Source organism: Chromobacterium rhizoryzae, assembly GCF_020544465.1.
In the GTDB taxonomy this organism is placed as follows: domain Bacteria; phylum Pseudomonadota; class Gammaproteobacteria; order Burkholderiales; family Chromobacteriaceae; genus Chromobacterium.
In genome coordinates, this window is sequence record NZ_CP066126.1 from 4796292 (window position 1) to 4810005 (window position 13714).

A 13714-nucleotide genomic window follows, 5' to 3' on the forward strand; every position below is an offset into this window, starting at 1 on the left:
CGGCGCAATGCGCGGGCTGCGGACGGACCAACGGCGATTGACACCGACAGTCACGGGCGGGCGGCGCCGTCAGCGACGGCCGCCCGCTCAACACACCGGGGTTGCCCCCGTTTCCAGATCAGGGCCGAACGCGCGTCCGCCCACGCGCCTCCGGTCCCCTGCGGGACGGGAGGCGTTCAGGCGTCGGCGCGAGGCCGGCGATCAATGCTGGATGATGTAGAGTTCCTTGCTGCGGTAGCGATCCACCGGGTTCTTCAGCGAGTAGCCGCCCACATACGGTTTCACCAGGCGCGGCAGCGTGTACTGCAGCACCGGGATCATCGGGTAGTCGTCCATCGCCAGCTTGGTGGCCTGAGTCAGCAATTGGGTGCGCTTGGCTTGATCGGTGCTTTCATTGCCCTGCTTGATCAACTCTTCCGCTTTCTTGTTGCAGTTGAAGTTGTCGTTCTGGGTATTGCCGCACTGGACCAGCGCCAGGAAGGTGGTGGCGTCGTTATAGTCGGCCAGCCAGCCGTTGCGCGCCACCTGGTAGTCGCCGTCGTGGCGTTTCTTCAGGAAGACCTTGAACTCCATGTTTTCCATGGAGGTGTTGAAGCCCAGCTTGCTCTTCCACTCGGAGGCCACAAAGATGGCCATCTTCTTGTGGTAGTCGCTGGTGTTGTAGGACAGCTTGAGCGTGGTGCCCGGCTTGACGCCGGCCTGGGCCAGCAGCTTCTTGGCCTCGTCCACGCGCTTGGCCATCGGCCATTGCGCCCAGTCGTAGCTGGTCGGCAGGCCGCCGTGCACGCCTTTGACCATCACGCTATAGGACGGCAGCTGGCCGTCGCCGGTGATTTTCTTAGCCATCAGGTCGCGGTCCACCACCATGGACAGCGCCTTGCGCACGCGCACGTCCTTCAGCAGCGGATCCTTGTTGTTCAGGCTGTAATAGCGCAGACCCAGGATGGTGGAGGTTTTCAGATCCTTGGGCATGGCGCTCTTGAGCTTGTCGAAGCTGCCCGGCGGGATCTCGTAAGTCATGTCGGTCTGACCGGACTGGTACAGCTTCTGGTCGGCGTTCTGGTCTTCGATGGGCAGGAAGCTGACGCGGGTCAGCTGCACGCTCTTGGCGTTCCAGTACTGCGCGTTCTTCTCGATCACCACCTTGCTGTTGACTTGCCAGTCTTTCAGCACGAAGGGGCCGTTGCTGACCATCTTGCCCGGCTTGACCCAGTCCTTGCCGAACTTGTCGATCACCGCCTTGGGCGCCGGGCCCAGCTGGGCGTTGGACATCAGTTCCGGCAGGTAGGACACCGGGAAGGCGGTGTCCACTTGCACGGTGTATTTGTCCAGCGCCTTGACGCCGATGGCGGTCACCGGCTTCTTGCCGGCCACGATGGCCTCGCCGTTCAGGAAGAAGATGCCGAAGGTGCCGGCGTAGGGAGCGGCCAGCTTGGGGTCCACCAGGCGGCGGATGCCGTAGACGAAGTCGTCGGCGGTGACGCCGCTGCCGTCGGACCATTTGGCGTTCTTGCGCAGCTTGAACACCCAGGTGGTGGGCGCGGTCTGTTTCCAGGACTCGGCCACGCCGGGCTGCAGCCTGCCTTCGTTGTCGGTGGCGGTCAGGCCTTCGAACAAGTCGTGGGTGATGATGTTGGCGGGCACGCCCTCCACCACCATGGGATCCAGCGATTCCGGTTCGGAGCCGTTGGAGCGCACCAGTTCCTGCTTGGCGGCCAGCTTGGTGCCCGGCGGCACAATGGCGGCCAGGGCCGCGCCGGAAGTCAGGGCCAGCGCCACGGCGGCCGTGATTGTCTGTAGCGATTTTTTATCAGCCATCTCGCCTACTCTCCTAAGTATTGCCGCTCCCGTCGACTATCGCGGGGCGATCAGAATCTTCACTCGATTGTATCCAGAGTGGTTGGCGGCCATTATGCGCTGAGGATTTTGAATACTTCAAGTGCTAAGCACGGCGCGACGGCGGGCGATTTAACGTTTTTGTCGCAAATTGACTATCCTTGCCCGCATTAGCTGTCACAGCTTGCTGATTTCACATTGTTTTTCCACCATTATTTCGTTTCTCATTCTAAAAATTAATGCCTCTCATACGCATTGCTCATGACATTGAAAATAAGCCTATACAATTACCCCGTTCAAATATTACAAAAAGCTTATTTTTAATTTGCCGGCTTTTCCCAAAATCATTAACGCTTTTGCGCTTGGCGAAAACGGAAGGGCTTGAGTAAGCTCGATCCGACGCATGCCGCGCGCCAGCCCCGCCCCCCGGCCCCACGCTCATGAGCCCAGGCCGCGCCGCCAACGCATCTTCCTGATCCGCAAGCCTTATTCGGCCCTATCATTCCAATATGCGGACAGAATCCGGCCCGGTTTTCCGGGCCGCGCGACCAGCGGCGGAGGGACGCCCTGGAAACGCGGCCCGCCGCCGGACGGATGTCCGCGGCAAGCGGCGACGCCGGCATGCGCCAGCAGGTATCGATGGGACGACGCCTGGCATCCACACGGCGGGCTAGGCGCCCGCCCCAAGAGCGAGAAGAAAAGATGAAGAAACGAGTCGTTGCAAGCGCTGCCGCGCTTGCTCTGGCTGCGGCCGGCCTGGCCGGCTGGTATGGCTCCAGGACGAGCGCCGCCGCGTCCAAAACCGCGGCGCGCCCGCCGATTGCCGTTGGCATCGCCAAAGTGGCGGCGGAGGATCTGCCGATGGAACTGAGCGCCACCGGCAATGTCACCGCCATTGAAAAGGTGGAGGTCAAGCCGCAGGTGTCCGGCGTGGTGGCCAAGGTCCACGTCAAGGAAGGCCAGAGCGTAAGCCCGGGCCAATTGCTGTTCACGCTGGACGCGGCGGCGGAAACCGCGCAGCTGAAAAAGGCTCAGGCGCAGACGCTCAGCGACCAGGCCCAGCTGAAAAACGCCGAACGCGACCTGGCGCGCAGCCGCGACCTGCTGGCGAAAAACTTCGTCTCGCAAAGCGTGGTGGACGCCAACCAGTCCAAGGCCGACGCGCTCAGCGCCACCGTGGCCGCGGACCGCGCCCAGGTGGAGGCGGCCCGCGTGGCGCTGGACTACAAAACGCTGCGCGCCTCCATCGGCGGACGCATCGGCGTGATCGGCGTCTATCCGGGCACCCTGGTGCAGCCGGGCATGGCCGCGGCGATGCTGACCATCACCCGCATTCATCCGATCAACGCCACCTTCACCCTGCCCGAGCGCGAACTGGGCGCGGTGCGCGCCGCCGAGGCCGCCGGCAAGCTGCTTGTGCGCGCCACGCTGCCGGACAGCGGCGACAGCGTGGACGGCAAACTGGTTTTCATCGACAGCGCGGTGGACAGCGCCAACGGCACGTTGACGCTGAAAGCCGAGTTTTCCAATCCGGACGGCAAGCTGTGGCCGGGCCAATTCGTCACCGTCTCGCTTAACGCTGGCCGCTACCGGCAGGCCACCACCATTCCGGTGGCGGCGCTGCTGACCGGGCCGGAAGGCAAATTCAGCTACGCGGTGCAGGCCGACGGCAGCGTCAAGCGCGTGCCGGTGGAACTGCTGGCCATCCATAAGGAAAAAGCCGTCGTCAAAGGGCTGAGCGTAGGCGAGGCCGTGGTGTCCAACGGCGGCCTCAACCTGCGCCCAGGCGACAAGGTGCGCGCGGCCGCGGCCGGCCCGGCCGGCGGAGGCCAGTGATGCAAATCTCCGAGCTCTGCATCCGCCGTCCGGTGATGACGGTGCTGCTGTGCCTGTCCCTGGTGGTGGCCGGTCTGATCGCCTATCAGAAACTGCCCATCGCCGCGCTGCCCAGCTTCGACACCCCCACCATCAACGTTTCCGCCAGCCTGCCCGGCGCCAGCCCGGACAGCATGGCCTCCTCGGTGGCCGCGCCGCTGGAAAAGCAGTTTTCCACCATTCCCGGCATCGCGGTGATCAGTTCGTCCAGCACCCTGGGCAGCACCTCGATCACGCTGGAGTTCGACAACGACCGCAATATCGATCTGGCGGCGGTGGACGTGCAGGCGGCGCTGCTGCGCGCGCAGCGTTCTCTGCCGACGGAAATGACCTCGACGCCGTCCTACCGCAAGGTCAACCCGGCGGATTCGCCGGTGCTGCTGCTAGCGCTCAATTCGCCGGCGATGTCACTGTCCGACCTCAACGACTACGCCGAAAACTGGATATCGCCCAATATCTCCACCCTCAAGGGCGTGGCCCAGGTCAATATCTTCGGCCAGAAGCGCTACGCGGTGCGGATCAAGGCCGACCCGGGCAAGCTGGCCTCGCGCAATCTGACACTGGACGACGTGGCCGCCAGCATCCGCGCCGCCAACGTCAACACCCCGGTGGGCACGCTGGAGGGCAAATCGCAGCTGATGACGGTGGAAGCCAACCGCCAGCTGCAAAACGCCGCCCAGTTCGCCAACTTGGTGATCGCCAGCCGCAACGGCCTGCCGGTGAGGCTGTCCGACGTGGCCGCGGTGGAAGACAGCGTGGAAAACCTCAAAAGCGGCAGCTGGGTCAACAGCGAGCGCTCCATCGTGCTGGCGGTGATGCGGCAGAGCGACGCCAACACCGTGGCGGTGGTGGACGCCATCCGCAAGGAACTGCCGCAATTGCAGGCGCAGTTGCCCGGCTCGGTGCGGCTGAACCTGCTGAACGACCGCTCGCAGTCCATCCGCGAAGCCATCCACGACGTCAAGCTGACCCTGCTGCTCACCATCGCGCTGGTGATCATGGTGATCTTCATGTTCCTGCAGCGCATGGCGGCCACGGTGATCCCGGCGCTGTCGCTGCCGATCTCGCTGATCGGCACCATAGGCCTGATGTACTGGCTGGGCTACAGCCTGGACAATATCTCGCTGCTGGGCATCACGCTGGCGGTGGGCCTGGTGGTGGACGACGCCATCGTGATGCTGGAAAACATCGTCCGCTACATCGAGGAAGGACTGTCGCCAATGGAGGCGGCGCTGAGGGGCTCGCGCGAGATCGCCTTCACCATCGTGTCGATCTCCTTGTCGCTGGTGGCCATCTTCATTCCCATCTTCTTCATGCAGGGCGTGATCGGCCTGCTGTTCCATGAGTTCGCCGTGGTGGTGTCGCTGGCGGTGCTGGTGTCGGCGGCGGTGTCGCTGACCCTGATCCCGCTGCTGTCCTCGCGCTTTCTCAGCGCCGACTCGATCGGACACCAGGCCCGGCGCGGCCGGCTGGCCGCCGCGCTGGAAAACGGCTTCGACGCGGTGCTGGCCGGCTATCGCCGCACGCTGGACCTGGCGCTCAATCATCGCCGCCTGACCCTGGCCGGCGCGCTGTCCACCTTCGTCCTGACCGCGCTGATGTTCAACGGCATTCCCAAGGGCTTCTTCCCCACCGAGGACACCGGCCAGATCATGGCCAGCACCGAGGCGGCGCAGGACATCTCCTACGAGGCCATGCTCAAGCTGCAGCAACGCGCCGCGGCCATCACCCAGGCCAATCCCAACGTCGCCTTCGCCACCTCCTCGCTGTCCGGCGGCAACACCGGCCGCATGTTCATCCAGCTCAAACCGCGCGGCGAGCGCGCCAAGCTGGACCCGACCATGGAAAGCCTGCGCCGCGACCTGCGCGCGGTGCCGGGGCTCAGCGTCTATCTGAACCCGACGCAGAACCTGCGCCTGGGCGGACGCCAGAGCAAGAGCCGCTACCAGTACACCTTGCAAGGCATTCAGGCGGAAAGCCTGAACACCTGGTCCGACAAGCTCTTGCAGCAGATGCAGGCCGATCCCATCTTCCGCGACGTCACCAGCGATTCCCAGCTCAAGGGGCTGCAAGCCAAGCTGAACATAGACCGCGACAAGGCCAATCTGCTGGGCGTGGACATCCAGAGCATACGCAGCGCGCTGTACAGCGCCTTCGGCGAACGGCAGATTTCCACCATCTACACCGCCAGCGACAACTATCAGGTCATCCTGCAGGCGGACGACCCGTTCAAGGTCAACGAGTTCGACTTCTCGCGGCTACGCGTGCGCGCCGCCGACGGCCAGCTGGTGCCGCTGTCCAGCATCGCCTCGGTGGAGCGCACCGTCGGCCCGATCTCGGTCAACCACCAGGGCCAGTTGCAGGCGGTGACGCTGTCCTTCAACCTGGCGCCCGGCATCCCGCTGAGCCAGGCCGATCAACACCTGCGCCAGCTCAAGGACCGCATCTCGCTGCCGCCCTCCATCGCCACCAGCTATAGCGGCGACGCCGCCGCCTTCGAGGAAACCCAGGGCAGCCAGATCCTGTTGCTGGGCATCGCGGTGGCGGTGATCTACGTGCTGCTGGGGGTGCTGTACGAAAGCTATATCCACCCGCTGACAATTCTGTCCGGCCTGCCCTCCGCCGCCATCGGCGCGCTGGGCACGCTGATGCTGTTCGGCCAGGAACTGACCGTGATCGCCAGCATCGGCATCCTGATGCTGATCGGCATCGTCAAAAAGAACGCCATCATGATGATCGATTTCGCGCTGGAGGCGCAGCGCAAACAGGGCATGTCGCCGGAACAGGCCATCCACGCCGCCTGCCTGCTGCGTTTCCGGCCCATCATGATGACCACGCTGGCGGCGCTGATGGGCGCGCTGCCCATCGCGCTGGGTCTGGGCGCCGGCGCCGAGCTGCGCCAGCCGCTGGGCCTGGCGGTGGTGGGCGGCCTAGTGTTCTCCCAGGTGGTCACGCTCTACATCACCCCGGTGCTCTATCTGTACTTCGACGCGCTGGCGCAACGCCACGCGGCCTGGCGGGAAAAACGGCGCGCGCTGCGCGCCTGACGCGACAAGGCCCGCGCCGGAGTCCGGCGCGGGCCTTGCTCTAAAAGTCTCACGAGCAAAAGCGAGACAAGGCGAATAAGCCGCGCCCTCCTTGCAATCCCCCTCTAGCCGGGCATAATGCAATCATTGCTATCAAGTACGGGGAGGCAGACCATGGCCAATCTGATCGTGCGCAATATCGACGATGAAGTCGCCGCGGAGCTCAAACGTCGCGCGGCGGCCCACGGCGTCAGCGCCGAAGCCGAGCATCGCCGCATTCTGCGCAGCGCCTTGCTCGCTCAACCCAAACGCCGCAGCTTTGCCGAAGTCCTGGCCAATATGCCCGACGTGGGCGAAGACGCCGACTTCGAACGCAGCCGGGAATAGGCCGTGTATCTGGTGGACACCAATATCGTCAGCGAAGCTCGCAAAGGCGGCAAAGCCAATGCAGGCGTGCTCGCCTTCTGGCGATCGGCGGACACGGACAGCCTCTATCTGTCCGCCATCAGCGTGGGGGAAATTCGCCGCGGCATCGAGAATCTCAAGCACCGCGGCGACCTCAAGCAGGCCGGCCTGCTGGAACAATGGCTGGACACCATCACCCAGGAATTTTCCCAACGCATTCTGAACTTCGATGCCGATTGCGCCCAGGTATGGGGCAAGTTGATGTCCCCTCATCCCCAGAACGCCGTCGACAAGCAAATCGCCGCCATCGCGCTGATCCACGACCTGACGATCGTGACCCGCAATAGCGGCGATTTTGCCGGCACCGGCGTCAAACTATTGAACCCGTTCGCTCCGATCTAAAAAGCTCAGCCCTGGCGCAAGCGCTTGATCGCCTCCTCGGCGTCGCGCGGCGCGCGCTTGTCCGGGCAGGCCAGATCGCGCAGCGAACGGCGCAGCTTGTCGTCGCGCTCTATCTTGCGCCACACCGCCTTGTTGGAACGGATCCAGTTTTTATCGATGCTGTTGCCAAAAGCGTAAGCGCGGTAGCTGCCCTCATTGCACAACAGACCCTCGAAACTCAGATTCTCGCCGCCGGCCGGGCTTTTCACCCGCACGATCATCCGCACCACGCCGTCCTCGCCCGCGCTCAGGGTCTTGGCGTCGACGAAATACTGATTGACCTGCAGATTGTCGGTGCTGACCGCGATCCAGTCCGGCTGCGCCGGATACGGCGGCAACTGGTAATCGCCCTCCTGCCACGGCACCTCCGGCGCAAAATCTATATTCTTCTTGATCTTGTTGTCGGCCAGCGCCGGCTGCGCGGCGCAGAGGGCCAGCACGATGATGGCGGCAAAGGTCTTCAAATCACTACTCCTCGTCAACGCGCCGGGGCCGCGCTTGGCTGGCCCGGACGCAAGGTGAAACGGCGGCGGCCGGTTTCCCTGCCGGCCAGGCCCCAACTCAATTCCGAAAACTGCATATCGCCGCGCGCCGACACCGTCAGCAGCATGGACGCGCGGGTGCCATAGTCGCGGCCCTTGATGAAGATGGGCGACAGCACCCGCTCCAGCGCGGAACCGATGCGGGTGTTCGGCAACTGTCCCGGCGGCGCCGGCGTGCCGTCGGACAGGGCGATGAAAGCCTGATCCTCGGTGGGCACGCGCTGAAACTCGCGCAAATACTCCGCCAGCCGCTCGCTCTTGAACCACGGCGTGTCCAGCGTGGCGTTGGACAAGGTGTGAATGCCCGGCGTCACCCGGGCGATCTGGCCGCCGCGGCTGTGGAAATGAAACAGGTCCGAGGTATAGCCGAACAACAGGTTAAACGGCGCATAGCGGCCTTGCTCGGCGCGCAGCCAGTCCGCGAAGGCGAACGGGTCCTCGTCGCCGGCGACGAAGCGCTCCACCAGTTCGCCGCGCGAGCGCTCCGCCTTGACCGGATGGCCGTCGCGGATATTGGTCACCGCGGCGATGCGGCCGCGGCCGTCCACCATCAGCCAGCCGCCGCCGGACTCGGCGTCGCGGCCGCCCAGCGTATTCTGATATTGCGGCCACCAATCCAGCGGCTCAGTCGGACGCGCATAGTATTCGTCCCGGTTGGCCAGCAACACCAGCTGGCCCAGTCCGGGGGTCTTGTAGGCAAAAGCGATCACGCACATGATGAAGACCGATTTGAGGATGGCTTGGCGACTCGCGTAAACTTAGGGTTTAGGGAGCAGCCGCGGACAGTTCCGACCAGGCCTGTATTCCGCTCGATGTCCGCCTCGCGTCGGCGATGCGGCCTTGAACGGGTTCCAAGCGGCCGGGCTTCCCTCCATTGTAACTGATAAGGCTGAGGAAGCCGGACCATGAATTTCGACAAGACCATAGACCTCTCCGGCCTCAACTGCCCGCTGCCCATCCTGCGCGCCAAGAAGGCGCTGGCGGAAATGGACAGCGGCGCGGTGCTGGAGGTGATCGCCACCGATCCCGGCGCGCCCAAGGACTTCGAAGCCTTCTGCCGTCAGACCGGCAATGCGCTGTTGACCTCGGACACCACGGCGGAAGGCAAATTCCGCATGGTGCTGAAACGGAAATAATTTCGATGGCTCGGAGCCTGTTTACCCGCTCGCCAGCAAAGACGAGACCAGGCGAAAGCGGCTGAAGAAGCGGAATGCACATAGCGTACATGAGCATTCTGAAGAGACTTTCAACGCCGTATCGCCGCCGCGCAGCAGCATGTAAACAGGTTCTTTTTGGCCGCCGCCTTTTTCACCGCTACCCGCAGGCAAGACCATGACGCAAACCCTGACCCTGATCCGCCCCGATGACTGGCATCTGCACGTGCGCGACGGCGCGGCGCTGGCCGCCGTATTGCCCGACACCTGTCGCCAGATGGGCCGCGCCATCATCATGCCCAATCTCAAGCCGCCGGTGACCACCGTGGACGCCGCCGCCGCCTACCGAGAGCGCATCCTGGCCGCGCGCCCGGCCGGCAGCCGCTTCGAGCCGCTGATGACGCTCTACCTGACCGACAACACCTCGCCGGCGGAAATCCGCAAGGCCAAGGCCAGCGGTTTCGTCCACGCGGTCAAGCTCTACCCGGCCGGCGCCACCACCAATTCCGATTTCGGCGTGTCCGACGTCAACAAGGCGATGCCGGCGCTGGAGGCCATGGCCGAGGCCGGGCTGCCGCTGCTGGTGCACGGCGAAGTCACCGATCCGGCCATCGACGTGTTCGACCGCGAAGCGGTGTTCATCGAGCAAGTGTTCCAACCGCTGCTGGCCAAGCTGCCCGCGCTGCGCGTGGTGTTCGAGCACATCACCACCCGCGACGCCGCCGAATACGTGGCCGCCGCGCCGGACAACGTCGCCGCCACCATCACCGCCCACCACCTGCTGATGAACCGCAACGCGCTGTTCGTCGGCGGCATCCGCCCGCATCATTACTGCCTGCCGGTGCTCAAGCGCGAGCTGCACCGCCAGGCGCTGCTCAAGGCCGCCACCAGCGGCTCCGCCAAATTCTTCCTTGGCACCGACAGCGCGCCGCACGCGCGCCACGCCAAGGAGAGCAGCTGCGGCTGCGCCGGCATGTACACCGCCAACGCCGCCATCGAGCTGTACGCCGAGGCCTTCGAGGCCGCCGGCGCGCTGGACCAGCTGGAAGCCTTCGCCAGCCTCAACGGCCCGGCCTTCTACCGCCTGCCGGTCAACGAGGAGCGCGTGACCCTGGCCAAGCAGGCGTGGACCGTGCCGGACACGCTGCCCTACGACGGCGACGCGCTGGTGCCGCTGCGCGCCGGCGAGAGCATTGCCTGGAAGCTGCTGGACTAAGAAGCTGTTTACGATCTGCTGCGCGTCGGCGATACGGCGTTGAAAACAGACTCTTAAAGAGCAATGGCGAACAACACCCGGTCCCAGCGCCGGTCTGTTGTCCGCCGCGCCGCCTCAATCGTCGCGGGTCAGCACTTCCAGCAGCTCGATCTCGAACAAGAGATTGGAATTGGGCTGGATGCGGGCGCCGATCTGGCGCTCGCCGTAGGCCAGATGCGCCGGCACGTACAGCCGGCGCTTGCCGCCCGCCTTCATGCCCATCAAGCCCTGATCCCAGCCCTTGATCACGCGGCCGGTGCCGATCACGCACTGGAACGGCCGCCCCTTCGCGTAGGACGAATCGAACTCGGTACCGTCCTCCAGCCAGCCGGTGTACTGCGTGGTGATCAAGGCGCCCTTGACCACCTCCTTGCCCGTGCCCTCCACCAGATCGGTGATGTGCAGTTCATCGCTCATATGGCTTCCTCGCCTTCAATCTGCCGCGGATGATAGCGGACTCGTCCCGCCGCGGCGAGCCCGGCTCGCCGGCCGGCGCGGTAGTCGCGCGTAAAACTTTTTCTACAAATATATTAATCATTAAATGCAATTCAAATACTACAAGGACAAACTTTCCCATTTGACATACATCATGACAAATCAGTAGGATGCAAACACTTGAGAACGGCTGATCCCATACAAAATAGCCGTCGGAGAAATAGCAGGAGCCGTCAGGCCAACGCCCGGGAAAGTATTCCAAGCGTGGCCGGCAGGCCAGGAGAACCCCTATGTTGCTGGATTTGCCATGGCAGGACCTGAGCGCCATCTTTGCGGCGGTCACCATTGCGTACGTGATTTTCGGCGTGGCCGGTTTCGGCACCGCCCTGGTCGCCAGCCCGGTGCTGGCCATTTTCATCCCGGTGGCCAAGATCGTGCCGCTGCTGGCGCTGATGGATATGTTCGCCGCCTTCAGCAACATCCTGCGCGACGGCAGCAAGGCGGACCTGGGCGAACTGAAGCGGCTGATCCCGCTGATGGTGGCCGGCAGCCTGATCGGCGCCGCCATCCTGCTGAAAACCCGGCCTGACGCGCTGCTGCTGGCCTTGGGCGTGTTCGTGGTGGCCTACTCGCTGTATTCGCTCAGCGGCCTCAGCCCCAAGCGGCAATTCCAGCCCCGCGCGGCGGTGCCCTTCGGCCTGGTGGGCGGCGTGTTCAGCGCGCTGTTCGGCAGCGGCGGCTTCATCTACGCCATTTATCTGTCCGGCCGCATCGAGCAGAAAGAACATCTGCGCATCACCCAGACCACGCTGATCGGCCTGAGCACCCTGACCCGGGTGGTGCTGTTCGCGCTGGCCGGCGTTTATATGGACGCCTCCCTGCTGCTGCTGGCGCTGATCCTGGCGCCGGCCATGTTGTGCGGGGTGTTCGCCGGCCGACACATCACCCTGCGGCTGACCCGCGAACAATTCATCCGGGTGATCAATACCGTCGTCCTGTTTTCCGGCATCGTCCTGCTGGGCCGTTACTTCAGCCACTGAGCGGCCCCACTACTCAATACCCGCCGTAGCCATCCGCCGGCCGCAACCACGCGCGGCCGCGCCCATGGCGTCGATTCTCTCATCCCTGACGGGAGGGCGTCGTGTCGCCCGCAGTCCGGGAATGTGTTTGCTGCTCTTAAATGACGATGAGGAGTGCCAAGTGAATCATGCTGCATTGAACGAAATGATGACGCCGGAGGAGTACCTGGCCAGTCTCAACGATGGCCGCGAAGTCTACATCTACGGCCAGAAAGTGGCGGACGTCAGCCGGCACCCGGCTTTCCGCAACAGCGCTTACTCGATGTCGCGGCTGTACGAGGCGCTGCACCATCCGGACAGCCAGGAGCTGATGACCGACATCGATCCGGAAGGCTATCGCACCCACCGCTATTTCATGCCCAGCCGCTCCTGTGAGGACTTGCTCAAGGCCCGCGACGCCATCGCCCACTGGTCGCGGCTGACTTACGGCTTCATGGGCCGCACCCCGGACTACAAGGCCGGCTTCACCGCCACGCTGAAATCCGACCCCCATCTGTACGCGCCCTTCCACGACAACGCGCTGAACTGGTATCGCCAGAGCGCGCGCAAAGTGCTGTTCCTCAACCACGTGCTGGTGAACCCGCCGGCGGGCCGCGCCCGCGCCGCCTCGGAGATGCGCGATCTTTACCTGCACGTGGAGAGGGAAACCGACGCCGGCATCATCGTGCGCGGCGCCAAGATGGTGGCCACCAGCGCGGCCATCTCCAACGCCACCTTCGTCGCCCAGAACAGCGCCGCCCAATACCAGGCCGGCGGCGAGGAGGACTTCGCGCTGTGCTTCATCCTGCCGATGAACGCGCCCAATCTCAAGATCATCTGCCGCCGCTCTTACGAGGCCGCGGCGCTCAGCCCCTTCGACAACCCGCTGTCCAGCCGCTTCGACGAAAACGACTCGGTGCTGATCTTCGACGGCGTGTTCGTGCCCTGGGAAAACGTGCTGATCTACCGCGACATCGAGCGCGCGCGCAGCTTCTATTCCGCCTCCGGCTTCCTCAACCGCTATCCGCTGCAATCCGGCACCCGGCTGGCGGTGAAGATGGATTTCATCTGCGGCCTGCTGGCCAAGGTGCTGGAATCCAACGGCAGCGACGGCTTCCGCGGCGTGCGCGCCCGGCTGGCCGACATCGTGGCGCTGCGCAATCTGATGTGGTCGCTGACCGAATCGCTGTGTCACAACCCGGAACCGCGCCGCGACGGCTCGGTGGTGCCGCGGCTGGAAGCCGCCGCCACGGTGCGCTATTTCGGCACCCAGATGATGTCCCAGCTCAAACCTGTGTTCAACACCATACTCGGCGGCTCGCCCATCATGCAGGTGTCCAGCTGGCTGGACCTGGCCAATCCGGAACTCAAGGACCTGATCGGCTGCTACTTCCAGGGCACCGATCAAGAGGCGGTGGACCGGCTCAAGCTGATCAAGCTGCTGTGGGACGCGCTGGGCAGCGAGTTCGGCGGCCGCCACGAGCTGTACGAGCACAACTACGCCGGCAACAACGAGCAGGTGCGGCTGGACATGCTGCGCCACTGTGAAAGCAGCGGCGTGCTGGAGCAATGCCGTGCGCTGGTGGACGACTGCATGGCCGACTACACGCCGGACGGCTGGGCGCGTCCGGGCTGGCAGTTCGACGGCGCTTGCCGCGACCGCGCGTGAACCGGACCGGAAAGGAGG

13 protein-coding genes are annotated in these 13714 nt (G+C 64.3%); 8 read left to right on the forward strand and 5 right to left on the reverse strand.

The genetic code is table 11. From position 1 onward, the window contains the following. Window positions 1–201: 201 nt before the first annotated feature. Window positions 202–1818, reverse strand: a complete 1617-nt coding sequence (locus JC616_RS21930; protein ID WP_107800870.1) for a peptide ABC transporter substrate-binding protein — start codon at window positions 1816–1818, stop codon at window positions 202–204. Between the two features lie 720 nt (window positions 1819–2538). On the opposite strand from JC616_RS21930, the gene JC616_RS21935 reads away from it, so the two are divergent. From JC616_RS21935 to JC616_RS21950, 4 genes are all read left to right on the forward strand, one after another. Then, window positions 2539–3672, forward strand: coding sequence for an efflux RND transporter periplasmic adaptor subunit (locus tag JC616_RS21935; RefSeq protein WP_227105447.1), 1134 nt, complete (start codon window positions 2539–2541; stop codon window positions 3670–3672). Continuing rightward, complete coding sequence (locus JC616_RS21940) at window positions 3672–6758, forward strand: efflux RND transporter permease subunit (RefSeq protein WP_227105449.1); 3087 nt, start codon at window positions 3672–3674, stop codon at window positions 6756–6758. Before JC616_RS21935 ends, JC616_RS21940 begins: the two co-directional genes overlap by 1 nt. Window positions 6759–6911: 153 nt before the next feature. Continuing rightward, on the forward strand, window positions 6912–7124 hold the full coding sequence (locus JC616_RS21945) for a FitA-like ribbon-helix-helix domain-containing protein (RefSeq protein ID WP_019103136.1): 213 nt from the start codon (window positions 6912–6914) through the stop codon (window positions 7122–7124). A 3-nt stretch (window positions 7125–7127) separates the two neighbouring features. After that, complete coding sequence (locus JC616_RS21950) at window positions 7128–7544, forward strand: type II toxin-antitoxin system VapC family toxin (protein ID WP_227105451.1); 417 nt, start codon at window positions 7128–7130, stop codon at window positions 7542–7544. Between the two features lie 5 nt (window positions 7545–7549). Here the strand turns inward: JC616_RS21950 and JC616_RS21955 are convergent, their stop codons facing one another. After that, window positions 7550–8047, reverse strand: a complete 498-nt coding sequence (locus JC616_RS21955) for a CNP1-like family protein (protein ID WP_227105452.1) — start codon at window positions 8045–8047, stop codon at window positions 7550–7552. 14 nt (window positions 8048–8061) lie between these two features. Beyond that, on the reverse strand, window positions 8062–8841 hold the full coding sequence (locus JC616_RS21960; protein ID WP_107800874.1) for an NRDE family protein: 780 nt from the start codon (window positions 8839–8841) through the stop codon (window positions 8062–8064). Between the two features lie 189 nt (window positions 8842–9030). On the opposite strand from JC616_RS21960, the gene JC616_RS21965 reads away from it, so the two are divergent. Next, window positions 9031–9261 carry a sulfurtransferase TusA family protein gene (locus JC616_RS21965; protein WP_043589636.1) on the forward strand — a complete coding sequence of 77 codons (231 nt, stop codon included), beginning with the start codon at window positions 9031–9033 and terminating at the stop codon, window positions 9259–9261. Between the two features lie 21 nt (window positions 9262–9282). On the opposite strand, the gene JC616_RS21970 is transcribed toward JC616_RS21965, so the two are convergent. Beyond that, entirely contained in the window at window positions 9283–9459 is a 177-nt protein-coding gene (locus JC616_RS21970) for a hypothetical protein (RefSeq protein WP_227105454.1), read from the reverse strand. Here JC616_RS21970 and pyrC point away from each other — a divergent pair. Further along, the gene (gene pyrC, locus JC616_RS21975; protein ID WP_227105456.1) at window positions 9458–10495 is read left to right on the forward strand and encodes a dihydroorotase; all 1038 of its coding nucleotides are present in this window, start codon (window positions 9458–9460) and stop codon (window positions 10493–10495) included. The genes JC616_RS21970 and pyrC overlap by 2 nt on opposite strands. Window positions 10496–10609: 114 nt before the next feature. Here the strand turns inward: pyrC and JC616_RS21980 are convergent, their stop codons facing one another. Beyond that, window positions 10610–10951, reverse strand: a complete 342-nt coding sequence (locus JC616_RS21980; protein ID WP_107800876.1) for an FKBP-type peptidyl-prolyl cis-trans isomerase — start codon at window positions 10949–10951, stop codon at window positions 10610–10612. A 308-nt stretch (window positions 10952–11259) separates the two neighbouring features. Between JC616_RS21980 and JC616_RS21985 the strand changes: the two genes are divergently transcribed. Then, window positions 11260–12009 (forward strand): sulfite exporter TauE/SafE family protein, encoded by a 750-nt coding sequence (locus JC616_RS21985; RefSeq protein ID WP_048413068.1) that lies wholly within the window; start codon window positions 11260–11262, stop codon window positions 12007–12009. 160 nt (window positions 12010–12169) lie between these two features. Next, window positions 12170–13696: a 4-hydroxyphenylacetate 3-hydroxylase family protein gene (locus JC616_RS21990; protein WP_199225936.1), complete on the forward strand. Its 1527-nt coding sequence runs from the start codon at window positions 12170–12172 to the stop codon at window positions 13694–13696. Window positions 13697–13714: the final 18 nt, after the last annotated feature.

Coding starts and splice junctions, on each gene's coding strand:
- JC616_RS21930 (WP_107800870.1), bottom strand. CDS start 1,818: ATGGCTGATAAAAAATCGCTACAGACAATCACGGCCGCCGTGGCGCTG.
- JC616_RS21935 (WP_227105447.1), top strand. CDS start 2,539: ATGAAGAAACGAGTCGTTGCAAGCGCTGCCGCGCTTGCTCTGGCTGCG.
- JC616_RS21940 (WP_227105449.1), top strand. CDS start 3,672: ATGCAAATCTCCGAGCTCTGCATCCGCCGTCCGGTGATGACGGTGCTG.
- JC616_RS21945 (WP_019103136.1), top strand. CDS start 6,912: ATGGCCAATCTGATCGTGCGCAATATCGACGATGAAGTCGCCGCGGAG.
- JC616_RS21960 (WP_107800874.1), bottom strand. CDS start 8,841: ATGTGCGTGATCGCTTTTGCCTACAAGACCCCCGGACTGGGCCAGCTG.
- JC616_RS21965 (WP_043589636.1), top strand. CDS start 9,031: ATGAATTTCGACAAGACCATAGACCTCTCCGGCCTCAACTGCCCGCTG.
- pyrC (WP_227105456.1), top strand. CDS start 9,458: ATGACGCAAACCCTGACCCTGATCCGCCCCGATGACTGGCATCTGCAC.
- JC616_RS21970 (WP_227105454.1), bottom strand. CDS start 9,459: ATGGTCTTGCCTGCGGGTAGCGGTGAAAAAGGCGGCGGCCAAAAAGAA.
- JC616_RS21980 (WP_107800876.1), bottom strand. CDS start 10,951: ATGAGCGATGAACTGCACATCACCGATCTGGTGGAGGGCACGGGCAAG.
- JC616_RS21985 (WP_048413068.1), top strand. CDS start 11,260: ATGTTGCTGGATTTGCCATGGCAGGACCTGAGCGCCATCTTTGCGGCG.